The organism is Paraburkholderia sp. EB58, from assembly GCF_050436665.1.
Classification (GTDB): Bacteria; Pseudomonadota; Gammaproteobacteria; order Burkholderiales; family Burkholderiaceae; genus Paraburkholderia.
Genome location: NZ_JBNDMQ010000005.1, coordinates 217,947 through 242,492, shown reverse-complemented (window position 1 = coordinate 242,492; position 24,546 = coordinate 217,947). Strand labels below are relative to the sequence as shown.

25 protein-coding genes are annotated in these 24,546 nt (G+C 58.4%); 10 read left to right on the top strand and 15 right to left on the bottom strand.

Going from position 1 to position 24,546, the window contains the following annotated elements; all coding sequences use genetic code 11:
- Window positions 1-23: 23 nt before the first annotated feature.
- Entirely contained in the window at window positions 24-1,421 is a 1,398-nt protein-coding gene (gene cysS, locus P3T40_RS09985) for a cysteine--tRNA ligase (protein WP_429267522.1), read from the bottom strand.
- A gap of 235 nt (window positions 1,422-1,656) precedes the next feature.
- Between cysS and P3T40_RS09980 the strand changes: the two genes are divergently transcribed.
- The 4 genes from P3T40_RS09980 to P3T40_RS09965 all read left to right on the top strand — a co-directional run bounded on the left by P3T40_RS09980 (window position 1,657) and on the right by P3T40_RS09965 (window position 4,594).
- Window positions 1,657-2,385 carry a tetratricopeptide repeat protein gene (locus P3T40_RS09980; protein ID WP_429267521.1) on the top strand — a complete coding sequence of 243 codons (729 nt, stop codon included), beginning with the start codon at window positions 1,657-1,659 and terminating at the stop codon, window positions 2,383-2,385.
- Window positions 2,386-2,427: 42 nt separating this feature from the next.
- Window positions 2,428-3,009 carry a peptidylprolyl isomerase gene (locus P3T40_RS09975; protein ID WP_429267520.1) on the top strand — a complete coding sequence of 194 codons (582 nt, stop codon included), beginning with the start codon at window positions 2,428-2,430 and terminating at the stop codon, window positions 3,007-3,009.
- Window positions 3,010-3,134: 125 nt separating this feature from the next.
- Window positions 3,135-3,629 (top strand): peptidylprolyl isomerase, encoded by a 495-nt coding sequence (locus P3T40_RS09970; RefSeq protein WP_144156341.1) that lies wholly within the window; start codon window positions 3,135-3,137, stop codon window positions 3,627-3,629.
- A 167-nt stretch (window positions 3,630-3,796) separates the two neighbouring features.
- Entirely contained in the window at window positions 3,797-4,594 is a 798-nt protein-coding gene (locus tag P3T40_RS09965) for a UDP-2,3-diacylglucosamine diphosphatase (RefSeq protein WP_429267519.1), read from the top strand.
- Window positions 4,595-4,634: 40 nt separating this feature from the next.
- Here P3T40_RS09965 and cysE read toward each other — a convergent pair whose 3' ends face one another.
- Together cysE and P3T40_RS09955 are read right to left on the bottom strand one after the other, a co-directional pair.
- Window positions 4,635-5,438, bottom strand: coding sequence for a serine O-acetyltransferase (cysE, locus tag P3T40_RS09960; protein WP_429267518.1), 804 nt, complete (start codon window positions 5,436-5,438; stop codon window positions 4,635-4,637).
- Between the two features lie 183 nt (window positions 5,439-5,621).
- Window positions 5,622-6,503 (bottom strand): RNA methyltransferase, encoded by an 882-nt coding sequence (locus P3T40_RS09955; protein WP_429267517.1) that lies wholly within the window; start codon window positions 6,501-6,503, stop codon window positions 5,622-5,624.
- Between the two features lie 288 nt (window positions 6,504-6,791).
- Between P3T40_RS09955 and P3T40_RS09950 the strand changes: the two genes are divergently transcribed.
- The 6 genes from P3T40_RS09950 to P3T40_RS09925 all read left to right on the top strand — a co-directional run bounded on the left by P3T40_RS09950 (window position 6,792) and on the right by P3T40_RS09925 (window position 13,130).
- Window positions 6,792-7,595 carry an inositol monophosphatase family protein gene (locus P3T40_RS09950; RefSeq protein WP_429267516.1) on the top strand — a complete coding sequence of 268 codons (804 nt, stop codon included), beginning with the start codon at window positions 6,792-6,794 and terminating at the stop codon, window positions 7,593-7,595.
- 233 nt (window positions 7,596-7,828) lie between these two features.
- On the top strand, window positions 7,829-9,127 hold the full coding sequence (gene lplT / locus P3T40_RS09945) for a lysophospholipid transporter LplT (protein ID WP_429267515.1): 1,299 nt from the start codon (window positions 7,829-7,831) through the stop codon (window positions 9,125-9,127).
- A 261-nt stretch (window positions 9,128-9,388) separates the two neighbouring features.
- Window positions 9,389-10,159 carry a hypothetical protein gene (locus P3T40_RS09940; protein ID WP_429267514.1) on the top strand — a complete coding sequence of 257 codons (771 nt, stop codon included), beginning with the start codon at window positions 9,389-9,391 and terminating at the stop codon, window positions 10,157-10,159.
- Window positions 10,160-10,462: 303 nt separating this feature from the next.
- Window positions 10,463-11,248: a hypothetical protein gene (locus tag P3T40_RS09935; protein WP_429267513.1), complete on the top strand. Its 786-nt coding sequence runs from the start codon at window positions 10,463-10,465 to the stop codon at window positions 11,246-11,248.
- A 167-nt stretch (window positions 11,249-11,415) separates the two neighbouring features.
- Window positions 11,416-12,423, top strand: a complete 1,008-nt coding sequence (locus P3T40_RS09930; RefSeq protein ID WP_429267512.1) for a hypothetical protein — start codon at window positions 11,416-11,418, stop codon at window positions 12,421-12,423.
- Window positions 12,424-12,707: 284 nt separating this feature from the next.
- Window positions 12,708-13,130, top strand: a complete 423-nt coding sequence (locus P3T40_RS09925; protein ID WP_429267637.1) for a hypothetical protein — start codon at window positions 12,708-12,710, stop codon at window positions 13,128-13,130.
- A gap of 798 nt (window positions 13,131-13,928) precedes the next feature.
- On the opposite strand, the gene P3T40_RS09920 is transcribed toward P3T40_RS09925, so the two are convergent.
- The 12 genes from P3T40_RS09920 to P3T40_RS09865 all read right to left on the bottom strand — a co-directional run bounded on the left by P3T40_RS09920 (window position 13,929) and on the right by P3T40_RS09865 (window position 24,512).
- Window positions 13,929-16,607, bottom strand: coding sequence for a type I restriction endonuclease (locus P3T40_RS09920; protein ID WP_429267511.1), 2,679 nt, complete (start codon window positions 16,605-16,607; stop codon window positions 13,929-13,931).
- Between the two features lie 129 nt (window positions 16,608-16,736).
- Window positions 16,737-17,525 (bottom strand): DNA adenine methylase, encoded by a 789-nt coding sequence (locus P3T40_RS09915; protein ID WP_429267510.1) that lies wholly within the window; start codon window positions 17,523-17,525, stop codon window positions 16,737-16,739.
- Window positions 17,526-17,732: 207 nt separating this feature from the next.
- A complete protein-coding gene (locus P3T40_RS09910; RefSeq protein ID WP_429267509.1) occupies window positions 17,733-18,293 on the bottom strand; it encodes a lysis system i-spanin subunit Rz in 561 nt (186 codons plus the stop codon).
- Entirely contained in the window at window positions 18,290-18,766 is a 477-nt protein-coding gene (locus P3T40_RS09905; protein ID WP_429267508.1) for a lysozyme, read from the bottom strand. Before P3T40_RS09905 ends, P3T40_RS09910 begins: the two co-directional genes overlap by 4 nt.
- On the bottom strand, window positions 18,763-18,948 hold the full coding sequence (locus tag P3T40_RS09900) for a hypothetical protein (RefSeq protein ID WP_429267636.1): 186 nt from the start codon (window positions 18,946-18,948) through the stop codon (window positions 18,763-18,765). The genes P3T40_RS09905 and P3T40_RS09900 overlap by 4 nt, the downstream gene beginning before the upstream one ends.
- 244 nt (window positions 18,949-19,192) lie before the next feature.
- Window positions 19,193-19,354: a hypothetical protein gene (locus tag P3T40_RS09895; RefSeq protein WP_429267507.1), complete on the bottom strand. Its 162-nt coding sequence runs from the start codon at window positions 19,352-19,354 to the stop codon at window positions 19,193-19,195.
- Entirely contained in the window at window positions 19,351-19,866 is a 516-nt protein-coding gene (locus P3T40_RS09890; protein WP_429267506.1) for a hypothetical protein, read from the bottom strand. The genes P3T40_RS09895 and P3T40_RS09890 overlap by 4 nt, the downstream gene beginning before the upstream one ends.
- Window positions 19,851-20,042 (bottom strand): hypothetical protein, encoded by a 192-nt coding sequence (locus P3T40_RS09885; RefSeq protein ID WP_429267505.1) that lies wholly within the window; start codon window positions 20,040-20,042, stop codon window positions 19,851-19,853. The genes P3T40_RS09890 and P3T40_RS09885 overlap by 16 nt, the downstream gene beginning before the upstream one ends.
- A 134-nt stretch (window positions 20,043-20,176) precedes the next feature.
- Window positions 20,177-21,007 carry a hypothetical protein gene (locus P3T40_RS09880; RefSeq protein WP_429267504.1) on the bottom strand — a complete coding sequence of 277 codons (831 nt, stop codon included), beginning with the start codon at window positions 21,005-21,007 and terminating at the stop codon, window positions 20,177-20,179.
- Entirely contained in the window at window positions 21,000-21,272 is a 273-nt protein-coding gene (locus P3T40_RS09875; RefSeq protein ID WP_429267503.1) for a hypothetical protein, read from the bottom strand. The genes P3T40_RS09880 and P3T40_RS09875 overlap by 8 nt, the downstream gene beginning before the upstream one ends.
- A 67-nt stretch (window positions 21,273-21,339) precedes the next feature.
- Complete coding sequence (locus tag P3T40_RS09870) at window positions 21,340-23,043, bottom strand: hypothetical protein (protein WP_429267502.1); 1,704 nt, start codon at window positions 23,041-23,043, stop codon at window positions 21,340-21,342.
- Window positions 23,043-24,512 (bottom strand): hypothetical protein, encoded by a 1,470-nt coding sequence (locus P3T40_RS09865; RefSeq protein ID WP_429267501.1) that lies wholly within the window; start codon window positions 24,510-24,512, stop codon window positions 23,043-23,045. Before P3T40_RS09865 ends, P3T40_RS09870 begins: the two co-directional genes overlap by 1 nt.
- Between the last annotated feature and the right edge of the window lie 34 nt (window positions 24,513-24,546).

The window sequence follows — 24,546 nt, the reverse complement described above, 5'->3', positions numbered from 1 at the left end:
TCAAAGGGAAGTACGAGGTGCGCTCACACGCGCCGCCACTCGGTCAACCCGCCGGGTTTGTCTTCAAGTGCAACGCCGGCCTCGAGCAATTCGGCCCGAATCCGGTCTGCTGCCGCATAGTCCTTCGCCTGCTTGGCGGCCACACGCGCGGCGATCTTCGCTTCGATCGCGGCGGCATCGAGCGCGCTTTCACTCGCGCTGCCCGCAGCCTGCTGCAGGAATGCACGCGGCTCACGGCCGAGCAGTCCGATGATGCGCGCAAGCGCACGCAGTTGTCGGGCCAGCGCGGCATCGCGCGTGCGGTTTACCTCACTTGCCAATTCAAACAGCACGGACACAGCAACCGGCGTGTTGAAGTCGTCGTTCATCGCTGCGCGAAAACGCTGCGCGTGTGCTTCGTTCCAGTCGAGCTCGGCATCGTCCGGCGTCACATCTTTCAACGACGTGTACAAACGCGTCAGGGCGTTGCGCGCGTCGTCGATATGCGTGTCGCTATAGTTCAGCGGCGAACGGTAGTGCGCTCGCGCAATGAAAAAGCGCACGACCTCAGCATCGTACTGCGCGAGCACTTCGCGGATCGTAAAGAAGTTGCCGAGCGACTTCGACATCTTCTCATTGTCGATCTGAACGTAGCCGTTGTGCATCCAGTAATTGACAAACGTTTGACCTGTCGCGCCCTCGCTTTGTGCGATTTCGTTTTCATGGTGCGGAAACTGCAGGTCCTGACCGCCACCATGAATGTCGAAGTGATCGCCGAGCAGCGTACAGCCCATTGCCGAGCATTCGATGTGCCAACCCGGACGGCCGCGCCCGTATTTCGAGTCCCAACCCGTGTCCGCAGGCTCCTCGGGCTTGGCCTGTTTCCACAAGACAAAATCCAGCGGATCCTGCTTCGCGTCATTGGCCGCCACGCGTTCGCCGGCCCGCAAGTCTTCGAGCGATTTGCCCGACAGCTTGCCGTAGCCAGAAAATTTACGGACCGCGTAATTCACGTCGCCGTCGCCGGCCTGATACGCGTAGCCGCTAGTCTCGAGCTTCTCGATCATGCCAAGCATCTGCGGAATATAGTCCGTGGCGCGCGGTTCGAGATCGGGCCGCTCGATGCCGAGCGCGTCCGCATCTTCATGCAGCGCCGCGATGAAGCGATCGGTCAGCGACTTGATCGTCTCGCCATTTTCGACCGCGCGGCGGATGATCTTGTCGTCGATATCGGTAATATTGCGCACGTAAGTTACGTTGTAACCGAGCGTACGCAGCCAGCGTTGCACGATATCGAACACAACCATCACGCGTGCGTGACCGATATGACAGTAGTCATACACCGTCATCCCGCAGACGTACATCCGTACGACGCCCTGTTGCAGCGGCACGAAAGTTTGCTTGTCACGCGCGAGCGTGTTGTAGATGCGCAGTGATTCCATAGAGACGATGCGTGGGCCGAAAGAAATCCGCAATGTGTTTCGTGCGCGCCGTATCCGCTTCAGACAAAACGGGTATGGCACATACAACAGCAGCAAACCGGTGCACCTGGTGCGGCGGTCAGGCTGCGATCAAGGCGGAGACGACCACGAGTGGCGAAAAGACAGTCTGTGGTTCGACGGAACGCGCAGACCTTTTGTTAGAATGGGTCGGAGTATAACATCCAGACCTGAGCCTATGAAACCTTCCAGCGGCCGCGCGCGAAGCGCTGCGACCCTCGCCGCGACGGCCCTGTGCGGCCTCGCCGTCATGCTGCTGCCGGGCGCCCCTGCGTATGCGCAGAAGACCCCCGTGCTGTCGCAGGGCCCCGCTGTGCGCGACGGCACACCGGAAATCGACGCCTCGATCGCGCAGAAAAACTGGAATGCCGCGCTCACGCAACTCGACGCACGCATTGCTGCGAATCCGCGCGACGCGCAGGCGCAGTTCAAGCGCGCCACCATCCTGGCTCACCTGAACCGCGACGACGAAGCGATCAACGCCTTCATCGCGCTCACGCAGACGTACCCTGAATTGCCGGAGCCGTACAACAATCTGGCGGCGCTGTACGCGAAGCATGGCCGTTACACGGAAGCACGCGAAGCGCTCGAAACCGCCACCAAGGCGAACCCCGACTACGGTCTCGCCTACGAAAATCTCGGCGACCTGTACCTGCGTCTTGCCGACTCGGCATACCAGCGCGCACACGACCTCGGTCAGGCAACCGGCCCCACGCAGCAGCGCCTCTCCGACATCCAGAAGATCATTTCGCCGCCGAAGGGCAGCGAGAAGCCGGTCAAGAAGGTCGCCGCGCCGGACGACTACACGAACCGCGCCACCTCGAACATCACGGAATCCCCAAGTTTCCAGTTCGGCGGCCCGAACGGTTCGCTCGCCCAGCCGCCGTATATGGCGCCGTCGCAGTAAGCACACTCATCGCCAACGCTTTTTTCCACCCTGAGGATCTTCATGAAATGGTTGATGCTGGCGCTCGGTAGCGCCGCCCTGATCGCGAACGCACCCGCTTTTGCCCAGTCCCCCACGCCGGCGGCGCACCCGTCTGTCCTCTTCAAGACCACGGACGGCGACATCCGCGTCGAGCTGTATCCCGAGAAGGCGCCGAAGACCGTCGCGAACTTCCTCGACTATGTGAAATCCGGCCAGTACAGCGGCACGATTTTCCACCGCGTGATTCCCGGCTTCATGATCCAGGGCGGTGGCTTCACGCAGAGCTACGCGGAAAAACCGACGCGCGCGCCGATCCAGCTTGAAAGCCGCAACGGTCTGAAGAACGCGGTCGGCACAATTGCGATGGCGCGCACCAGCGACCCGGATTCGGCCACGGCACAATTCTTCATCAACACGGCGGATAACGCCGGCCTCGACTATCCGGGCCAGGACGGCAACGGTTACGCCGTGTTCGGCAAGGTGACCTCCGGCATGGATGTCGTGAAGAAGATCGAAGGAACGCCGACCACCACGCGCGGCCCGATGGCCGACGTGCCGCAAACGCCGATCGTGATCGAATCGGCCACCGTCGTCGGCAAGTAAACTAACAGGTGCATGCCCCGGCGATCTAGACGATCGCCGGCCCTTGCGCCACGAATGCCCCGGCGCGGTCCCATCCATCCCACTCGCCGCGCCTTCCACCCACCTGTTCATCAAAGGATTCCATCATGGTCGAACTGCACACGAATCACGGCGTCATCAAACTCGAACTGGACGCCGAGAAAGCACCGAAGTCGGTTGAGAACTTCCTCAACTACGTGAAGGCCGGTCACTACGACAACACGGTGTTCCACCGCGTCATCGATGGCTTCATGATCCAGGGCGGCGGTTTCGAACCCGGCATGAAGCAAAAGCCGACCGAAGCGCCGATCACCAACGAAGCAAACAACGGCCTGAAGAATGTCAACGGCTCGGTCGCCATGGCACGCACCAACGACCCGCATTCGGCGACGGCGCAATTCTTCATCAACGTCAACGACAACGACTTCCTGAATCACTCGTCGCCGACGCCGCAAGGCTGGGGTTACGCAGTGTTCGGCAAAGTGGTCGAAGGTCTCGACATCGTCGAAAAGATCAAGAAGGTGAAGACCGGTTCGAAGGGCTTCCATCAGGACGTGCCGGCTGACGACGTGATCATCGAAAAAGCGGTCATCGTCGAGTAAGTCGCGCGGACACCTCGCTGTGCGCTGGCATGCTGGCGCACAGCAGGTCTGAGCTGCTTGATCGGGCATAAGCCGGGCCTGACCCGGCCGGGCCTGGTCCTGCCGAGCCTCACCTGGCCGGATCAAAACGCCACGCATTCACTGCAACTGAACTCAGGCACTCTTCAATGCTGCAAGAAACGCCGCTGCGAAGCGTGGCCGCGGGCGGGCCCGGTGAGGGCAAACGCCCACACGGCGCGCGCCCGTTGTTTTTCATCTCGGATCTGCACCTGAACGAAGCGATCCCGCACACGGTCGCAGCGTTCGAACGCTTCGTCCGCGTTACCGCTGAAAAGGCCGATTCGGTTTTCATTCTCGGCGACCTGTTCGAATACTGGATCGGCGACGACATGCTGAGCGAACCGTTCGTCGCCCGCATGGCGGCTCTGTTGCATACGCTGTCCGAGCGCGGCATCGCGCTCTACATAATGCACGGCAATCGCGATTTCCTGCTCGGCAAACGGTTCATGAAAGCCGCCGGAGCAATCTGGCTGCCCGATCCGTTCGTGATCACCGCGTTCGGCACGCGCATCACGCTCGCGCACGGCGACGCACTCTGCACGGCGGACCGCGCCTATCTGCGCTTTCGCCGCTTCGCGCGCTGCCGTTTCGCACAGATGCTGTTTCTCGCCTGGCCGTTCCGATGGCGCCGGGCGCTGGCTGAGCGGATGCGTTCGACGAGTCAGGCGGGCCGCTCGCGGCCCGCTTCGCCCAAATACGACGCGACGCCCGAAGGCGTAGCCGCGTTGTTCAAGGAGAGCGGGACGACCACGATTGTGCACGGCCACACGCACCGGCCGGCTCGGCATCGCGAGCCCGGCGGCACGCGCTGGGTGTTGCCCGACTGGGACCTCGATCACGGCGAGCGCCGTGGCGGCTATCTACGCATCGATGCCCAAGGGCTCAGGGCGTTGCCGCTCGATTAACGGGGTGCGTTGAACCACTGCCCCTGCGTTAGCAGCGCCCTCAGCGCTCGACCACCCCGTTATCCACCTTACCTGCGATTGCCGCGGATAAACGCCGCAAATCGAGCAGCGCCGCGTCCGCACCTTGCAGCGCTTCCAGACTGGTGCCGAGCCGCTCCAGAGCGGCGACGATCTCGTCGATGCGTTGCGACTGTGTCGCCGCATGATCGATCAGGCCGTGGATGGCGAGCGACACGGGATCGTCCGCATTCGGCGTGATGCCATACGCGCAGAACGCAGCGCGTGCCGGCGCCGGTTTTGCGTCACGACATGCCGTAGCCGGCACCGCCGCCGGCACGATCACGCGCGCCGGATTACCCACCGCCGTACCCCCAGCCGGCACCGGCTTGACGACCACCGCGTTCGAGCCAATCTTGGCCTCTGCGCCGATCGTGAAGCCGCCGAGCACCTTCGCGCCGGCGCCGACGATCACGCCGCGCTCGAGCGTTGGATGCCGCTTGGCCCCGCGGGTCAGCGACGTGCCGCCGAGCGTCACGCCCTGATAAATCGTGCAATCGTCGCCAATTTCCGCCGTCTCTCCGACCACCACGCCCATGCCGTGATCGATAAACACGCGGCGACCGACCGTCGCGCCGGGGTGGATCTCGATGCCCGTCAGAAAGCGCGCCAACTGCGAGACGTAGCGCGCCAGCCAGCGGCGTTTGGCCCGCCAGAAGGCGTGTGCGAGCCGGTGCAGCACGAGCGCATGCAGGCCCGGATAACACGTGAGCACTTCCCAGGCGCTGCGGGCGGCGGGATCGCGCTCGCGGATCGTGGCGATGTCTTCGCGAAGTCTCGTGAACATGGCAGTGACGCTTTTGTAGGAACGGGAAACCGCCGTTGCGCCGATGGCGCACAACGGAAAGCTGCCGGTTAGCAGACCGGCAGCTTTGCTTATCAGATTTCGAGGAATTGTAGGGCGATTGCGCAAAACCTGCCGGATGCCCCCGTTACCGGCAAGGTCGTCGCGTACGGCGGGGTTGTGATCTCAGGGCGTACCGTCGCCCGGGTGCTTGATCTTCAGCAGGATGTGCTTGGCAATCCCGCGCACGATGTTCACCTCTTCACGCTCGAGCCCAGAGCGGGCGAACAGGCGCCGCAGACGCGACATCAGCTTCTTTGGGTTGGCCGGATCGAGAAATTCGAGCGCGACCAGTGCGTTTTCCAGGTGCGCGTACATGCCTTCGATATCGTCGCTAGGCGCGAGCGAACCGGCCGCTCCGCCCTGCCCCTCGGCGCTGCCACTGCTGCTGTCCGGGAAAGCGCCAGCTACACCGCCCAGGCCGAGATACGCGAGCCGCAACTCGTACGCCAGCACCTGCACGGCCTGCGCCAGATTGAGCGAGCTGTAGGCCGGATTGGCCGGAATATGCGCGAGCGCACTGCAACGCTCGACATCCTCATTCGACAAACCGGTCCGCTCGTTGCCGAACACCAGCGCAATGTCGCCATGCACCGCGTGCTCGCGCGCGTGTCCGGCCGCCGCGCGCGGCACGAGCTGGGGTGGCCCGTATTCACGCGAGCGCGCCGTCAGCGCCACGGACCACGGCACCCCATTGAGCGCATCCGCCAGCGTCGGCACAATATGCGCGCCAGCCAGCACATCGTCTGCGCCGCTTGCCATGGCGATCGCCTCGGGATCCGACTGGACATGCGGCACGCGCGGCGCGACCAGCACGAGGCGTGAAAAGCCCATCGTCTTCAGCGCGCGCGCAGCGGCCCCCACATTGCCGGGATGGCTGGGCTCGACGAGCACGAAGCGGGTCGACGTAAAGCCGCCGCGCACTGGCGCAGCGCTGTCCGGCCCACAGGTTTCGGACGACGGCGAGGAGGACGAAGACGGCGTGTGGGGAGTGTGGGTGGTGGCCACGATGAAATGGGGGAGCTAAAGACCCGTATGGTAGCGCCAACCGGCCCGCGAACCTACCCGCGTTGCGCGGCGCGCTGCCGGAGAACCCCGGAGTCGGGTAAAATCACGCCTATTCGCGCCGTTTTAGGACGAGCGCCTCGTTCTTATTCAATTCGTCTCCGTCGACGGAACGCCTGTCAAGCGGTCGTTCCGTGTTGTTTCAGCTGCGCTGTCTCAACTGATTTCCAGCTTATTTTCAGCTCATTACCGGTAAGCAGCCGCGCTGCCCCGGCACAAGGATCCAGGCTCATGCATCCCATGCTCAACATTGCCGTCAAGGCCGCCCGCCGCGCCGCGCAGATCATCAACCGGGCGTCGCTCGATCTCGACCTGGTTCAGGTCAGCAAGAAACAGCACAACGATTTCGTCACGGAGGTCGACAAGGCATCGGAAGCGGCCATCATCGACACGCTGAAGACCGCCTACCCCGATCACGCCATCCTCGCCGAGGAATCCGGCAAATCGGACAACGAGTCCGAGTACCAGTGGATCATCGACCCGCTCGACGGCACCACGAACTTCATCCACGGCTTCCAGTATTACTGCGTGTCGATTGCTTTGGCGCACAAGGGCATCGTGACGCAGGCCGTCGTCTATGACCCGAACCGCAACGACCTGTTCACCGCCTCGCGCGGCCGCGGCGCGTTTCTGAACGACCGCCGCATCCGCGTGGGCCGCCGCGACCGCCTCGCTGACGGCCTGATCGGCACCGGCTTCCCGTTCCGCGAAACCGACGGCCTCGAGTCGTATAGCCGTCTGTTCAAGGAAATGACCGAAGCCTGCGCGGGCCTGCGCCGCCCGGGCGCGGCTGCGCTTGATCTAGCAAACGTCGCCGCGGGCCGTCTGGACGGCTTCTTCGAACAGGGTCTGCACGCATGGGACATGGCTGCAGGCAGCCTGCTGATCACCGAAGCAGGCGGTCTCGTGGGCAACTACACGGGCGATTCGGACTTCCTGCACATCGGCGAAGTCGTCGCGGGCAATCCGAAGCTGTACGCGCAAATGGTGCCCATCCTCTCGCGCTACAGCCGCACGAAGCAGCAAGCGGCGTAAGGCTGCAACGCGTACCAAGCGGCTTCGGCCGCTTTTTTATTGGTGCTAGCACAGGCTGCCGGCGTTGCTCGGCAAGGCGACCGGCCTGAGCCCCTGCAAGCCGTCTCTGCACGCGGCCCCTGCATGCCGCGCCGCTTCATGCTACAAAGCGACAGGCCGCGCCGGGATCTATTTTTTCGTCGCGCCGTCGTACATTCAAGCGCGAGATCCCGCGCAGCATCGCGAACTGCTTAATGAAAAAAGGCTTCTATACGATCATTGCGGCGCAGTTCGTGTCGTCGCTTGCCGACAATGCGCTGCTGATCGCGGCGATTGCGCTGCTCTCAGTCATCCGGTCTGCCGCCTGGGTCACGCCGATGCTGCAGATCTTCTTCACGGTCTCGTACGTGCTGCTGGCGCCGTTCGTCGGTGCGTTCGCCGATGCGCTGCAAAAGCGTCATGTGATGTTCGTCTCGAACGCCCTGAAGGCGAGCGGCTGTCTGCTGATGATCGCGGGCGTGCATCCGATGATCGCGTATGGCGTGGTCGGCTTCGGCGCCGCGGCCTATTCCCCTGCCAAATACGGCATCCTGACTGAATTGCTGCCCGCCGACCGGCTGGTCGCGGCGAACGCGTGGCTCGAGTCGGCCACCGTGCTGTCGACGATCGTCGGCACCATGCTCGGCGGTGCACTGATCAGCACCTACGCAACCAACTTCGTCGCGCATGCGCACTTGCCGCTGATCCGTTCCGCGGCCGACCTGGCGATGTTCGCCGTGATGGTGACCTATGCCATCGCCGCCGCGATCAACATGGGCATCCCCGATACCGGGGCACGCTATCCGAACCGTCTCAAGGAACCGAAGAAACTGGTCGGCGATTTCACGCATTGCTTCAACGTGCTGTGGGCCGACAAGCTCGCGCAGATCGCGCTGTGGGTGACCACGCTGATGTGGGGCGGCGCGGTGACGCTGCAGTTGCTGGTGCTCAAATGGGCCGACGTGAACCTCGGCTTGTCGCTCTCCAAGGCAGCCGTCATGCAGGGCATCACGGGGCTCGGTATCGCCGTCGGCGCGTCTGCCGCCGCGACCTTGGTGCCGCTGCGAAGTTCGCTAAAGGTGCTGCCGATCGGCATCATCACCGGTGCGGTCGCAATCGGGATGGCGTTCTACAGCAAGGGGCTGTTTCCGCCGGGCATGGGCATCCGCGTCGGTCCGTTTGTTGCGCCAATCTATATCGTGCTTGCCTATCCGCTGATGATCCTGCTCGGCGCGCTGTCGGGATTTTTCATCGTGCCGATGAACGCGCTGCTGCAGCATCGCGGCGCCACGCTGCTGTCAGCGGGCCATTCCATCGCGGTGCAGAATTTCAACCAGAACCTGGCGGTGTTGCTGATGCTGGGCCTGTACGCAATCCTGCTCACGGCGAAGCTGCCAGTGCCGTGGATCATCGTGGTGTTCGGCACCTTCATTACCTTCATGATGTGGATGGCGAAGCGCCGTAGCAATACGAATGCGCGCAGGGTCGACATGCGCGCGATGCTCGAAGAATGAGCGCGCACTAGCGTACAGGCTGATGAGCGGGCGATCTGCGCGGATTGGCCATCCGGCCCGGTTCACAGCACGCGGCGGCGGGTTAAACTCACGCCCTGAACAGCTAACGCAAGAAGACACTCAGGATGGGCATTCAAACCGCAGCGGCCAATGACGTCGCACAACACACGCCGATGATGCAGCAGCGTGTACGCCATATCGGATAAGTATTTTAGAGACGACCTACGCCAAAAACCACGCCGCATGACAGGAGAAGAATCAATGGATGAATCGTCCGGAAGCGGATTTGATCCGCTGGGCGCGAAAGCGTTTGCCGAGGCAAGCAAGGTGGTGACCACTGGCGTGGTCAAAGGAACCGGCGCTTTCCTGAGTCGTATATGCCTCCCAGTAGCGGAAGAGTTCGGATTGCTTCTGCAAGACAAGGTACGGCACTGGCGAGCTGTCAACGCCTCGAACGTACTCGCCAAAGCAGAGGCATTGGTGGAGAAGCGGCCGAATGCTTCCAATCTTCACGTGCATCCTCGCATGCTAGGTTCAATCTTGGAGGAAGCTGCGTGGGCCGATCAAGACACCATGCAGACGTCATGGGCGGGCTTGTTGGCGACCGCATGTTCCGAAGATGGGGCGGATCAAAGTAACTTGATCTTCATTAAGCTACTAGCGCAACTGACGCCGGCCGAGGCAGCAATCATCACGCACTCCTGCGAGAATGCGAAGGTCCAATTTTCTGAAAACGGTTTCCTTACTGTATTGGAAGAGCTCCGGATTAATGCAACCCATCTCATGGCCTTGACCGGACATGCCGATATTCATCGGCTCGATCTTGAACTCGATCATTTGCGCGAACTAGGCTTACTATCAGACGGAGGCTTCGGTTCTTATATCGGTGCTCCGAAAGATGCGGCTATAACGCCCTCGCCACTCTGCCTTCAGTTCTACGCACGCATGCAGGGTTTCGTTGGATCCGCGCCGGACTACTATGGCGTATCGCCGAACGCGTCATTAGCGGTGAGCTCGCCTGCGACGCCATAGTTCAGGGGGTGGAATGACAAGCGCAAGGCTTGTCAGATATGGATTCCTACGATCGCTGTAGCAAATCTGTAGCACCCGAAAACTTCCCCTGTTACGGCATCACTCGATCGCTACTTGGTCCGGTTCAGGCGCGCTCATCCGACCACAATCGGCCATGAAGGGACATTCGACGTCGCGCCGAGGATCGGTGACAATCGAACAGGCGACTTTGTTCAGAATCTACCGAGCGAATTGGCTCGCGTACGATCCGATGTCGACCAATTGAGAATCCGCTCTTTACCTATAAAAGAGCCGGGGAGCGCTATGGAATGGATACCCGCAGTTTCAGCAACGTCACTTTTCGCGGCGGCGTTATGGTTGTCACGTAACCTCATTGCCACAAGATTGACCAATTCGGTAAGGCACGAATACGACACAAAGCTAGAAAGGCTAAAGGCTGACCTTAACGCAAAAGCATCGCAAATTGATGCCCTTAGGAGCGGTGTTTTATCTGCCGTTACAGCTCGTGAGGCTGCTATCTTTCAACGACACTTAACGGCTATCGAGCAATTGTGGAGCGCGGTAATTTCACTTGGACCCGCAAAAAGCGTGTCCGCATGGATGGCCATAGTGAAGTTCGAAGCAGCAGCAACAGAAGCAGCGAAAAACCCCAGATTCCGGGAATTTTTTTCAATGATAGGTGGGATCGACCTAAACAGCCTTTCAACAGATCAGGCGCTAAGAACTAGACCATTTGTATCACCTCTAGCATGGGCCTACTATTCAGCGTATCAGGCCATTGTTGTCCATGCAGTCGCCCGGTTGCACATGCTCAAAAATGGGATCGACATGGTTGAAGTCATAGATACCAAAAATGTTACCGAACTTGTGAAGGTCGCCCTCCCACATCAAGTGCAATACATCGAGGAACACGGCCCAAGTGCGTTTCACTATTTGCTGGAAGAGCTTGAAAGTAACCTTCTCGCGGCATTCGAGTTGATGTTGAAAGGCGATGATTCCGATCAGGCCACACTGAACAAGGCGGCAGACATTATCAAAAAGTCAGAAACCTTAATGGACTCAAATGTAACACCCGGTCCGATCAGATAGCCTAACAATGCCGATTATTGCGAACGCTAGAAATCCGGACTACGAAGGCTTGACAGAGGTCGGGTTCAGCCATCTGCATCCGTTAGTAGTCAACCATCTACGGGCATTCGAGTACCGCCACATCGATGGTTGACAAATCGATACATCGCAACTTGTCAAATGGTCAAATGGACGATAACGCATTTGAACGCCGACGGGGTGTAAGGCACCTTGGTCAATACAAACCGAGCAGACCTTACCCTTTGACGGATGGGCTTCAACTGATCCCCGCAGGTTGGGACATGTTTTCCTATGGGTCTGCGCGAGTTCGCCTCAATATCTCGTATCTGGTGGGATCAGAAATCTTATCCGATACTGAGTTGGCGGAGAAATATCGAAACTGGCTCGTCTTCGACGCTTTTGCCTTAGATGACCAGTTCTCGATCTACTGCTACGACGAGAATAGTGCTGGAGGCATAGATACGGTTCCCTCCGACTTGATAAGGTTCGACGAGCAGAACCCCGACTATAAACAAGTCGATTATTCAAATATTCAGAGATATTTTTTAAGGACTGAACTCGTTCAAACGAGTGAATCGATCCTTTCCTACCGAGACTTATACGCTGTCTATCAAACTTTGGATCCAAAACTGCGCGATCTGATCGAGTGGTACGTCTCGAAGCCTTTCCGCTCACATTTAAGGCTCGGAGCCTTTTTCAATCCGAATTATTGGCAACTGCTCCATGTAACGATACTCCTGGAAAGGCTGATAGACAGTCCTCCTGCATGTACTCATTCTTTTGGTAAATGCCCTTCCTGCGGTGTCGAATCTCAAGCACATCCATCCATTCGCCGCTCTGAATGGCTGAGGATGGCTCTCGACTCACAGATCGGAGTCGCAGAAATTGTTGAGGAGTACGCTCGTGTGATAGAAAAATGTATATCGGTGCGTAACAAGATTGCTCATACCCCGACATTCGATTCATCTGCGTTTCCAAATGTGGCACCTGGTGAGACACACACCTATACGTCAGAACGTGCAATCGCCGAATATCTGCACGACTCGTTTGCACTTCAATCGCTGCTTGTCTCGGCAACGTATATCGGGCGGTACCTGCTTGCCGACAAAGCATTTGGCACGAAGCACTTTGCCAAGCTTTTACCAATGAAAGCTACCGGCGTAGGCAGTTCATGATTGCCTGAATCCACACCTGCTTTGTGGCGCCAATTCAATGCGTACTGAACGGCCGCTTTTGGTAAATCTGAAGGTCACTTCCGGGTCGAACTGGGACGTCCAAAGCTGCTTTGCCAACGGGAAAATCAAGCCAGATCGAAGTGCCCACAAACGCTTCAGTGCCAGATTGTCGTGTTGTCGGCGCTCAACTCATGGGCACTGTCCAGAACATAGCTCAAAGAGTCAGCAACACATCGTTGCCGAGCCTTCATCTTTCTGACGACCTGCGCGAGAGATAATGCAAGATACATCTCGGGCACTCAGTTGCAGAACTTCAACAGTTTGCCCTCGCGGAAGAGGGGGCTGTCGCGTTGCCACTCCCTCCAGAGTTGTACGGCATTTTGGGACAACCGTATGGGAATGCTCATGTGGTGAGTGCTAAGAGCGTAATCGGTTCAACGCAGATCGCTGGAGTTCTGATCGAAATCCGCTCGCGCTTACTTGAGTTCGTTCTAAATTTGCAAGACAAAATCGGTGACGTGCCGGAGGCAGAGTTGAAAAAAGCAGCGGCAGGAATCAATACACAGGGGATATTTACCTCGGCCATTTTTGGGCCTAACGCCACGATAATCGTCGGAAATCACAACACGACCAGCGTCACGAACACAATCAACGAAGGCAACATTGGAGAGCTGGAGAAAATATTGCTCGAGGCTGGGGTCGCTTGACATGATCTGGCAACGCTCAATCAAGCTATTGCTGAAGATGGCGACGGTCCGAAACGCACCAAATCGTTTGGTCCGAAAGTGGCCCACTGGATAGGAAACATGATGCAAAAAGCAGCGAATGGTGGTTGGCAAATCGGCTTGGCTGCAGCGGGCAGCTTGCTGTCGAGCGCGATATCGAACTACTACGGCCTCGGATTTGGCTGATCATTCACTGCCAGAGATGCCACACCCCCGTTGCTCAGGGAGTGGAATGATAGATGTTACGGCCGTCACGCCAGGCCCGCAGCGATTGCTGTAGCAATTCTGTAGCGCCGTCAAGGACGCCGCCGCCCTCATCGAACGCAGCGTCGCGGGCCACCTGTCTGGATGATACGTCGGAAGGAATATGCTATTCCTGCGGTCTGCGTCGGCGTCAGACTTTTGCAGGCAAACCGTCAAATTGCGGAAAAATCCGCCTAAAGTTGCTTTGCGGTTGGACATCAAATTCCGTTTGCAGTATCGTTCCCACAAGTCTCGCGCGGAGGTACACGTCCGCTGCGGCCAAAGCTTTTTTTATTGCGCCTACCACCTTTATTCTGGCGCTATTGCATGTTGGAGCAGGGTTTTCCCCACCATTTGTCTTTTGTTGCCGTCGAAACCTTTCAGGTTGCTGACAATCTTGAATTCTTACGGAGCCGCTATGAACTAAGCCTTCGGTTCAAAGCTGTAGGTCAAAAAGCCCTTGGCGCCTGACGCTCAAGGGCTTTTTCAGTTTTGGCAGAATCCGGACGGCCTCGGGCCAACCGCACAATGGCCCCGCTACGCGCTGTGGGTGCTAGGCGGTAACCAAAGTGTTATCTTCTGTTTGACGAGGTCAATCCGCTTCACTTGGACTTGCATGAGTTCGTTCGGAAGCAGCGCCACGTCAGTCATGTAGTCAGGGCGCAGCTTGTCTCTGTGCAACAGCCCCGTGATTCCCGGTTCGAGGTCAACAAAGAGACCGTGCTTCTCTGTGCGATTGACAATGCGCCCGGTGACGACCGTATCAGCTGGATATTTTATTTCTAAGTCCTGCCACGAATCCCCGAATGCGTGCTTCACAAGGCTCTCTATTCCCTTTCGGGCCATCGAAATATCGATCAGTTCCATCACTGGCGAGTCCAGCTCCCTGAAAGTCGATATCTGCGTCGTAAGAGACGTGTGCTTCTTTTCCAGATATTCTGTAAGGTCACGGGCATTTTGAACCTGTGTATGCACTTGAAAATGCTTTTCCGATCGTCCGATTCGCTCGGCAATTTTCTCTGCCACCAATTTATCGTCAAACCACGTGTCCTCCGCGACAGTCGCCAAATAATCGACGCTACCTAAGAGGTCGAGGTGAACCAGTCCTGCCGAGCTCAGCCTGAGAAGATCGTCTGGGCCAACCCGGTCAACAGTCAAATTCTCAGAAAGAACACAATGGGCCTTTATTAAGCTATCCAACTCGCGATCGAAGGCATAGTCAGGAACCCCTAACAGTATTAAGTCGTCACGTACTTCGTGGACGGGGAAATATCCACGCACGCCGTTCCTTCCTGTTTGGTTGAATCTCTGATTAAGCCAGCGCAAGATCAACAATCGCGCGAAATAAAATGGCGAGCTATCCTTGTGAAATATATCAAATAGATTTTTAACGGCAGAATTTTGGCCGTCGTAAAATCTAAGATTACCTCGCAGTAAAATTCTTGTTACCAGATACAAAGGCAGAGTGTACTTACCCTCACTATTGGTAATCTTGAATATCTCGTCCTCGCCTAAATGTGCGCTGTTACAAAAATCGATGAATATTTCCAATGCTTTTCTGATATTTTTACCAGATAGACCGGTTATCATTCGTCTAATGAATCGATCGTGTTCGAACAGCGATCTGATAATTGACGCCAAGTAAAAAGCTTGATCCGTTGAAGGATATTCGACCCGAAATCCATTTGGCAGATCGTATCGAAGCGTCTTGTCAGCATCGTCTTTCATCCTCGATAAAGCAAGTTGGACTCGCTTAATAAGAACATGCTGGAAAAGCGGCGCATCGATTCGAAAAATTAGGTCCTTAATTGCGGTGTCGAGCGGCGGCTGGTCTTGGTGAGCTTCGAACGTTTCCTCTCGCAGCGGTAACACAATGAGCGATCGATACTCGCTCTGTATCCACTGCGCCGCCTGAAACATCAATAACTGCTCATCACGAGAGCGTTTATCGCAGTTATCGAGAACAATAACGAGCAGCTTGCCCCGGTCCCCGCAGCAGTAGCGGGAAATGGCCTTCGAAGTAACTTCTTCGTCCGCCTGCCATTCTTCGAAATGGCGTACCAGACTTCTGTGATATTCGACGGTATCGCCAGACTCCTGCAGGAGACGACCTTGCAGTTTCTGAAATCGATTGTATTCCACCGAATACACTTTCTTTAAGACTTCAAAGCTCTCGAAATCTTCCCCTGGATACTTATCTATGCACCCTTCGCTTATTTTCGTTCGAATCCATTTATAAATCTCGTCACCGGAGATCGGTGCCGCATTCATATCAATACGGCACCATAAAGTTGTTTCAAGTATATCGGGTGGCAATGCTTTATAAATTAAATGATCGACAAACGTGGATTTTCCAGAGCCAACGCTCCCAATAAGCAACAGAATCTTCCGTTCGAGCGTCGATCCCCCGCGCAATTTACTTAACAATTCGTGCGGATTAGTTGTATCCTGTATCAGCCGCGCGTTAGTTTCACTGATCGGCCGAGCTGCCCGAATTATTTTGTCGATTGGCTCGATGGAACGCAGCGAAGTTCGAGAATCGACGTATGCATATCTCGCGACCTCCGCCTTGTCTTCTGCTGTTTCCGGCGCAAAAATATATCCAAAATCGGCTGATAGCGTTAGGCCGAAAGTGTTTAACCCTACCTCTTCGCTTTGTACTGCATTTCCACCGATGAGCTTCTTTGGCTTCCAATAGCGGTCAGGCTTCCGCTTCTGGTTCAGCACCGATGCATGTGCAGCCAGCTTTCCCCAGTTAATCTCATCCTGAAGTGTTGCGAATTTCTCACAACCCACATTCAGTTCAGCATGCAGAAGCTTCTCGTAATGCTCTGAGTCTGGCACGCCATATAGCAACTCTGCGCCATTTGAGCATATGACATGGCTCACAGGATTAAATCCGTGAGGGAATTTTGCATTTATTTCATTGGCGTAAAGTCTCGCCTCGCGAAAACCTTCCTCTGCCGATTCATTGGGAGTTTTCGCTTCTATTATCAAAACGGGCAAACCGTCACTCATAACGATGTAGTCGGGGAAATAGAGCTTACCTTCCTTTCCCTTTCCGATCGGGAGCCTTCGCGTTGAGAATTTCGTCAATATGTGCGACTGCGGGATCCCGAGCCCGTAGGGAAGACTCTCCGTCAATAGGGGAAACAATTGCTTCTGCTCGACGTCCGATTCTGTCAAAAGCTCAGCAAGCATCGGCATGGTGCTCATCCGGTCAATCCTCGTTTTTGTATATTTCGTCACAACGGGGTCTTACATACGTTACGAGCACGTCGCCCGTGGATGAATGTTACACGCGAACCTTTCCGTAGAGCACTTCATCGTTTGGTGTGAATCGGACTAAAAAAGTCCAACTGGGTCGGCGGCGTCATTCCAACTAAATATAACAACCTCGGACCGTGCGGCGCCTTGGCCGCCGCCCACGGTGTACTTGATGTCCACCGTCTCGATGTGAAACCCATCGAATGCTCGCCGAATGTCCGGATGATCGTTCAGACTCACTATCGCTCTACCCTTCAGCGATCGAAGCCGTGCTGCCATCTCGACGTATGCAGAGTACGGGAACGGCACGCCATATCCCTCCGTCTCCCAGTACGGTGGATCCAGATAGAACAGCGTGTGTGGCCGGTCATACTTGTCGATACAAACCTTCCAGTCGAGCCGCTCGACGAACGTATTCGACAGACGCAGATGCGCGGCCGACAGCGTTTCCTCCAGCCGGAGCAAGTTGAGGCCGGGCGGCGCCGTCGTCGCGGTCCCGAACGACTGGCCCTCGACTTTGCCGCCAAAGCAGTTCTGCTGCAGGTAATAGAAACGGGCCGCACGCTGGATATCGGTCAGCGTCTCTGGGACAGTATCCTGCAGCCACTTGAACACCTGACGGCTCGTCAGCGCCCATTTGAACTGGCGCACAAACTCTTCGAGGTGATGCTGCACGACCCGGTACAGGTTCACCAACTCCCCGTTGATGTCATTGATCACTTCGACCTTCGCCGGTGGTCGCATGAAATATAGCGCGGCGCCGCCAGCAAAAACCTCGACGTAGCACTCGTGTTCAGGAAAACGCGGAATCAGATGATCCGCCAGGCGGCGCTTGCCGCCGATCCAGGGAATGATGGGAGTTGCCATATGTGGATTGCCTTATTGGGAATTTGTTAGAATTCGCCCCGCCTACCGGTAGGTGTCAGGGCCTTGGCTAATTCACTGGCTGCTGCAGTGGAAAGGCGGCCGGGAGAAATGCGCAAACATTATCCCGGTCGCCCTGTCTTTTCTCGTGCGCAAGGCACGGTCAAGGTAACTTTGTTTACGATGTCGAGCCACCGCTGGCTCAGGCGATTAGTTTTTGGCGCAGTCGCCCGAAACTAATCCTTGCTGTTGGAGGGTGCAGACGTATCCCTGGAGGTAGTCGGCTTTTGCGCGGGCGTCGCTGTCGGCGTCGTCGACGATCCCGAAAAGTGCGACTCCAAACGCTGGTGGTAGCTCGGCTGTGCCACTGGCACCATTGCCCACGCCGCCGGCGCCGGAGGCGGCAACGGCTTCGCCGCCACCGGCTGACTGGAAGTTGGACACTGCGACGCGCAGCCGGCGAGTGCCATCAGCAATAGCAGCACGATTTTTAGCGTTGTCTGTTTCATGGTCTTGTTGCTCCTTCGTCAACTGGGTGTCGAGTGCGGCGAGCTGCTTACCGGCGGTAGCGTTAGCGTCAATTGCCCGGTTCTCGGCGTCGAGCGCGGCCTTCGAGATAGTGTTCAGGTCGTCCGCATGCTGCTCGTTGTCCTTCGCATGAGCAGCCTGCTCGGCGAGCAGCGCACGGTTCTCGTACGTGTAAGCGCCGCCAGCGCCGATCGCTATGCCGAGCAGCCCAGCCGCGATACCGGTGATGAAATATCCGTTCATTGAGTTTTCCCCTCGCACATGGCGCGATCGACTGCCCGCCGTTTGACGAGCCCCGGCAGCTGCCGGTCGCCCGCATATGTCCAACGCGATAACTCGGCGCACGCACCGGCGTAGTCGTTGGCCCTCACCTTCTTCGCCATCGTCGAGCCGCAATACGCCGTGATGCCGGCGTTGTATGCGAAGTCGACAAACGCGACGCGCTGGTACCAGGTCATCGGCGCGAGCGGCGTGCAGCGGTCGACGCCCTGCGACGTATCGGCAAGGCGGTACTCGAGGCGCTGCTCGCACTCTTGCGGCGTGAAGCGCTGCCCGAGCTTTACGTCTTTCGTATCGCCCATGCAGGCCGTCACGATGCCGACCGGATCACGCCCGGCCGTCAGCACGGTGCCTTCAAACTTCGGCACGATCGAAAGCAGGCTGGCCGCCGCGACCGAGCCAACGAGCGCAACAAGTTTTTTAGGAATTGGCCTCATAGCTCAACGCGCCCACCCCTGCGCCCCTTGCTCTTGATCAGGTAGTAGGCCTGTAGCCCGATGTATCCGATCGTCGCGACTGCCACCCACCAGTTGATGTCGTGGCTTCCAAGCCAGATCCAGAGATTGGCTCCGGTCGGTGGCGCCGCCTTGGCGATGCTGGCTGCGATATCGTTCTTGATCATCTGGATCACCGTTCCAAATAAAAAAACCACCCGAAGGTGGCTCCGTCTGCTATCACCGCTGCGGCACGTTCATGCGGTAATGTTCTGCCCCGAAAACATCGGAGTCCGTAGATTGGTCGCTTGCCCGTACACAACGCCGCCAAGCAACGTGAGCAGCGCCGGGCCCAGGCGGTCGCCGTATGACGCGACACCCGCATAGACACCGCCGCCCTGATGGCGGCCTGCATTGCGTTTGATTCCGCTATTCGACTGGTGGCGAGTCCTGCTGCGGCACACTATCGCCAGGCTGGTACACGGTGTACACCGTGCCATTACAGATCACTGCGATCGTGTCGGCAGGAATCAACTGAGACGGAATCAGTGCACCGCTTACAGGATCGGTTGCGACAGGAATTGTGATCATGGGTTCAGGACCTCAAGTGAAAACGCTGTCAACGTCATGGTGTCCGCCGCATTCGCCAAAGTCCCCTGTAACTGGATAGTCTGGACTTGCGCCATATTCGCTCCATAGCCGCGCACCGAGGTGCCGTTGGCCCCCGTAGTGCCGAATGGCGCCGCAACCTGCGTCGTAACCGAATTGTTTGAGGCGAAAATGTCTACGGTCATGGCGAACGACCCGATAGCCGTAGTCTCGACTGCATTAAACAGCACAATCCCCGCGAAAGTAGCGCTTGGACTCCACGAACCAATGCGCCCTACCAGGTTGTTATAGAGAACGGTCAGCCTCAATCGCCCATTAGGTCCGACCGAATTCGCCGGGATGGTGATCGTGTAAAGCGTTGTCAGCGCCGTCGTCCCGGTCACACTGCGCGGCACTCCGGACTGGTCGACAAGGAACGGTGACCTGAACCGTTGCGGATAGCCGCACAGCGCCAGAAACTTCATGAACAGGCCGGGGTTCATTGCTTCACCCATGCGCTTTCGCCGGTGAGCTTCCCGGACGTGTAGGAGTAGGTCTTGACGTAAGTCGCACCGTTATATATGCATGTCTCCGTCTTGAGCGTTCCATCAGCGTTGTACGCATATACCTTCGACAAGTCATCCGTATCGAAATACGAAAGGGACGTGCCCTGGTCATAAATTTTGGTCACTTCTATTCCCTCCAGAAAAAATCGCTCGAAAGCTTGTGAGAAATTGCATCAGGACAACCTGGCAAATTCGATTTCCGCGTAGATCGCGTCGAGCTTTGGGAATTGGATACACAGCCAAGGCCCGGGATTTTCCATCAGCATTCCTGAATCGTGATCGTGCCGGTGTAATTCGCCACGTAGTTGTGCACCAGTGCGCCAAGGTCAGAGAGCTTTCCCCAGATCTGATACAGCTGCTCCTGCATCGGGTCGTCAGATTCGGGGAACAGACTCACAAAGACCGGCTGGGCGAAGCCGCTACCGCGCAGGATCGCCATGAGCTGATCGCGGTCCGCTGGCGGAAGCCACGAGAGACTGACCGCGAGCGTACGGTACCTCGTGCCCCGATCAGTGATCAGATCGCCCGCGTCGTTGCGCGTATTCGTCGTCGAATCCTCGACTGTGAGCTTGGGGCTCCAGTCGACGTTTTTTTGCGGTGACCAGTACGGACCGGCGACGAGCCGCGACGCCTCGACGTATCCGGTTGAGTTGTCGGGGTCGGCGATGTCAATCACCAGCCGCTCGACAGCGGCATTCTCAAACCATGCGACCGCGTATGTGCCGCCGCCAAACGCGAATGCGTTACACCCGAGAGGCTGCGTGCCCCAGCCGAACAGATCCAATGCCGAGTACGGACACGCTGGTCGCACGCCGGTATCGAATGCCGGATCGACGTCGGCTGCGAGCGTGTAGCCACGCACACGCATCGTCGCGGTGCTCGTGAGGTTGCAGAACGGCAGCACGACGCACGCGATCTGCTCCGGCAGCGCCCACGTCAGCGTGAGCGTTGCGCTCGTACCCGTCGCTCGCCACACCTGCGCTTTCATCTGCGTCCGGAGATTCGCCGCAGCGAGGGCACCGGCCGTGCTGCTCGCCGCGAGCGTTCCGCGATCCGCCGCGTTGTCGTGGACGACGCGCAGGTTAGGCATTCGACGCCTCCGCATCCGATGCCGTGCGGGTCACGACGAGACCGACGAGGGCGAGCTGCGCATTCACTGCCGCGATCATTTCGTCGGTGACGTCGGCCTGCAGGATCGGTCGCTGCAGGTGCTGGGCCTGCTCAACGGCCACGCCGTCGACGAGGATCTGCTCGACGGTGGTGAGAACGGGTCGACGGAACTGGGCCGGCATTACCGCATTCTCGAAGTTGATGGTCAGGCTGATCGCCGTGGACTTCCGGATTTCGGTGGGCATATACGCTCCTGATGGTCGTAAAAAAAGCCCGCGCATGGCGAGCTCAATGATTGGAAAAGTAACTTTGTCAGCCGCAGTGGTAGATGCAGGCAATGGTTCTGATTTCTGACCCGTTGGCAAAGGTGGCCGCTTCGCGCGCACGAGCCACCGTGTAGTTGCGCACGATGTCGTCGGCCTGCTTCATGCCCTTGCCCGGCGTCGATGACGCAACAATCAGATCACCCGCCGCAATATCGCCGCCTTCGCTGCAGACGTTCATCTGGCCCTCGCCAACCGCGTTGACCGACACCAGCGTGAATTTGTCCTTGCACTGCTCATAGTCGTCGTTCATCACAGGCCCATCTTCGCCATGGCTGACAATGAACGCAGCAGGCGCGTGCTCGGAAAGCGGTCCGATAACACCCGCTAGCACGCCAATGACACCCTGCTGATTCGCGGTTGACGACTGAGCGACCTCGAATATGGTGCTTGACCAACCGTTGCGCGTTACGCACGAGACATCAACCACGATGTCCCCAGCGACTGGAGCGGCATCAATCTGCACCAGCGCGTCATGGGAGCCCGTGAAAGGGCCGTAGTTAGTGCCGGAGCCGTCCGCGTAGAAATCGTATCCATTCGCTCCGCCGATCAGCCCGGCCGCTCCGGTCGCGGTATTGAGCCCACGAACGCCGTGCGACGCTCCACCAGAAAGGCTCCCCGTGCCGTGTATCCCTTCTGCATCTGACCTCGCGCTGTAGCCCGAGACCGCAGGACCGGTGACATTTGTGTTGTCGCCAGTGATCACGCCACCGAAAAGATTGTCGACGTACATCACGCCTGTACTCGTGATTTCGAGAGCCTTCTTGCCCGGCGTGTGGCCTGTCCCAACGTTGAGTATGACGCCGTTCAGCGTACCGGCAGTCACCTGACTGGCATTGACCGCTCCCGCATATATAACGCCCGCCGCGAGCGTGCCAGCGCCTATCTGGTTCGCTGCGATCGCGTTCGCGTAAGCGAGCGTGCCCAGGTTCGTCACCTGGGTCTGGCCATTCAGCGCGCCCGTCGTCTGCGAGGACAGGTTCACCGTGTTGAGCAACGCGAGAGCCCCGAGTCCGCTCACACTGCCGTGTGCGAGCTGCCCGGTCACCTGCGAGGCAAGGTTCACGGTGCTTAGCGTCGCCAGCGCTCCCAGCCCCGAAATGTTCGCCGTGGCGAGCTTCGTGCCAGCGCCGAAGATGATGTTCCCGCTGGCGTCCTTGACGGTCAGGTTGCGTGTATCGAGCCGGTCAGCCGTCAGCGAGCCCGACACGACCTGAGACGCGGAGATCGCCCCGGCCGCGACACTGCCGAACGTGACAGCGTTCGCGGCAATCGTTCCGGCCACGACCGCATTTGCTGCCATGTTGTACGCCGTCACCACGTTGGCCGAAAGCGCTGGCGTGGTCACCGAGGCCGGCCCCATCTGCGTGCTTGTGATGGTGCCCACGAGGTCAGTGGTGTTCACAACCGCAGTCCACGACGATCCGCTGATCCGGTATAGCTTGCCGTCGGAGACCTGCAGCACAACCTGGGGACCCGTGTAGCCGGTCAGCGAAGGAAGCGTACCGACGATGCCGATCGGCGCGATCGAGCTCGCGAAATTCGACACGTCGACCGTGTCCTGCGTAGCAAGGTCACCCAGCCCGTCCACACTGTCGACGGGCACAGTCACATTCGGCGGCAATGTCACCGGCAGGATACGTGGGTCGGTTGCGTCCAGCAGGAGGTCGCGATAGTTGACAATAGCAGCCATCAGATCAGCACTCCAATCGTCACACGGGCTGAGAGCCAGTCCCGATCCACCGACACGACAAGGCCAGTCTTGCCTTCGGAAAGCTCGAAGCGATCATGGGTGATCGTCATGATGTCGCCCAGCTCGACCAGCATCAGCCACGCATAGCCAGTGAACTGATAAACGTGGCGAGGCACTTTCCAAAGGTTCAGCCGACGCTGCGCCTCAGCCTGCGCGTCCGCCATCACCAGCAGATTCGTGTCGACTTCGTCGGGCTCGACGTTCAGGCTGTACGTCGCAGCCACCTGATCGTCGCTCGCCGTCACGGTGATCCACTGTTGTGCAAACAGATCCTTGCTTGATGTCGGGATACCAGTCTGCAGCTGGTTCTGCACGGTGTAGTTCTGGCAAAAGCCCAACTTGACCGCCGCCTGCACAGTACTGCGCTGCGAGATCGTCAGGCTGCGCTGCTCCATATCCGAAGCCGTCACCGACCACTGTGCCCCATTCGCCGGCAAATCCAGCTCAACGAGGCGTAACAGCCCGGCCGTCGACACCACCACCGAGGCGCCCACCGAGGCGGCCAGATCCTGACAGCATTGCAGCACGTTCGTCTTGTCCGCCAGGTACAGGCCGACTGGCTGCGGATGCGCGGCATCAAACGCAGCCAGATTCGCCGCGTCCATGTCTGCCGCCGTAAAGCGCTGCGCCGCCGTGCCGTACTGCGTGGCGAGGCGCTGGATCATCGGCGCGACGCTATTCACATAGCCGCCACTGTTGTCGCCCTGCACGCTTGCCGTGATCTGGCCAACCGGCGACTGGTTGAGCACGAACGTGCCATCCGCGACCGAGGGCGTGATCGACACTGGCACCCCGCTGTCGCGCACCTCGATCACACGCTCGATCGCCGTTTGGTGCACCCGGTATTTAAGCGTCGACGAGTCAACAAGCAGCGGCTCGACGTTGTGAACCTCGCCGAAGGTGACAGGCAGAAGGCGATCCGCGTTTTGCGAGCCGTCATCGAGCGTGGCGTCAGTTACCGATGTATTGAGACGCTGCAGCTTGTCCGTCAACTGCAGTTGCAGGCTCTCACGCTTCGTGATGCCGATGTCCTGAATGACGCCGTCAAGAATCGGCCTGAAGTCGGTACGCGGCCAGCGCACGTCGCCGAAATACACGCGGATGCGCCGGTTGACCCAGACGTCGGTCAGCCAGGCATCGCGCGAACCGTCATCGTTCGCAATTTCGAAATCGCCGAACGAGATAGATGCGGCGCCCGTCAGGTCGATCGACTCCGAAAACTTGACGCCGCTGTTGATGACCGGCAGATACGCCGTATTGGCGGGCGTGTCGGCCGGCCCGGTCGTATAGCCGAGGTTTGACAGGTAGCGGGTCGTTTCGACGCCGCCGGTGAGCACCTGTGCCTCGACCAGCATGCACCGCATGGCCGCCGGATCCGACAGCCACGCCGAAAAGTCCTGATCGGTCATAGAGGTCCAATTGAAAAGGGGCACCCGAAGGTGC

Bases quoted from the DNA above. Each gene is read 5' to 3' on its own strand.
- P3T40_RS09965 (WP_429267519.1), top strand. From the start codon at position 3,797: ATGCTGCAAGAAACGCCGCTGCGAAGCGTGGCCGCGGGCGGGCCCGGT.
- P3T40_RS09890 (WP_429267506.1), bottom strand. From the start codon at position 19,866: ATGGGTGAAGCAATGAACCCCGGCCTGTTCATGAAGTTTCTGGCGCTG.
- P3T40_RS09865 (WP_429267501.1), bottom strand. From the start codon at position 24,512: ATGACCGATCAGGACTTTTCGGCGTGGCTGTCGGATCCGGCGGCCATG.
- P3T40_RS09910 (WP_429267509.1), bottom strand. From the start codon at position 18,293: ATGAACGGATATTTCATCACCGGTATCGCGGCTGGGCTGCTCGGCATA.
- P3T40_RS09915 (WP_429267510.1), bottom strand. From the start codon at position 17,525: ATGGCAACTCCCATCATTCCCTGGATCGGCGGCAAGCGCCGCCTGGCG.
- cysS (WP_429267522.1), bottom strand. From the start codon at position 1,421: ATGGAATCACTGCGCATCTACAACACGCTCGCGCGTGACAAGCAAACT.
- P3T40_RS09975 (WP_429267520.1), top strand. From the start codon at position 2,428: ATGAAATGGTTGATGCTGGCGCTCGGTAGCGCCGCCCTGATCGCGAAC.
- P3T40_RS09895 (WP_429267507.1), bottom strand. From the start codon at position 19,354: ATGATCACAATTCCTGTCGCAACCGATCCTGTAAGCGGTGCACTGATT.
- lplT (WP_429267515.1), top strand. From the start codon at position 7,829: ATGAAAAAAGGCTTCTATACGATCATTGCGGCGCAGTTCGTGTCGTCG.
- P3T40_RS09970 (WP_144156341.1), top strand. From the start codon at position 3,135: ATGGTCGAACTGCACACGAATCACGGCGTCATCAAACTCGAACTGGAC.
- P3T40_RS09950 (WP_429267516.1), top strand. From the start codon at position 6,792: ATGCATCCCATGCTCAACATTGCCGTCAAGGCCGCCCGCCGCGCCGCG.
- P3T40_RS09905 (WP_429267508.1), bottom strand. From the start codon at position 18,766: ATGAGGCCAATTCCTAAAAAACTTGTTGCGCTCGTTGGCTCGGTCGCG.
- P3T40_RS09930 (WP_429267512.1), top strand. From the start codon at position 11,416: ATGGACGATAACGCATTTGAACGCCGACGGGGTGTAAGGCACCTTGGT.
- P3T40_RS09935 (WP_429267513.1), top strand. From the start codon at position 10,463: ATGGAATGGATACCCGCAGTTTCAGCAACGTCACTTTTCGCGGCGGCG.
- P3T40_RS09940 (WP_429267514.1), top strand. From the start codon at position 9,389: ATGGATGAATCGTCCGGAAGCGGATTTGATCCGCTGGGCGCGAAAGCG.
- P3T40_RS09920 (WP_429267511.1), bottom strand. From the start codon at position 16,607: ATGAGCACCATGCCGATGCTTGCTGAGCTTTTGACAGAATCGGACGTC.
- cysE (WP_429267518.1), bottom strand. From the start codon at position 5,438: ATGTTCACGAGACTTCGCGAAGACATCGCCACGATCCGCGAGCGCGAT.
- P3T40_RS09880 (WP_429267504.1), bottom strand. From the start codon at position 21,007: ATGCCTAACCTGCGCGTCGTCCACGACAACGCGGCGGATCGCGGAACG.
- P3T40_RS09980 (WP_429267521.1), top strand. From the start codon at position 1,657: ATGAAACCTTCCAGCGGCCGCGCGCGAAGCGCTGCGACCCTCGCCGCG.
- P3T40_RS09875 (WP_429267503.1), bottom strand. From the start codon at position 21,272: ATGCCCACCGAAATCCGGAAGTCCACGGCGATCAGCCTGACCATCAAC.
- P3T40_RS09870 (WP_429267502.1), bottom strand. From the start codon at position 23,043: ATGGCTGCTATTGTCAACTATCGCGACCTCCTGCTGGACGCAACCGAC.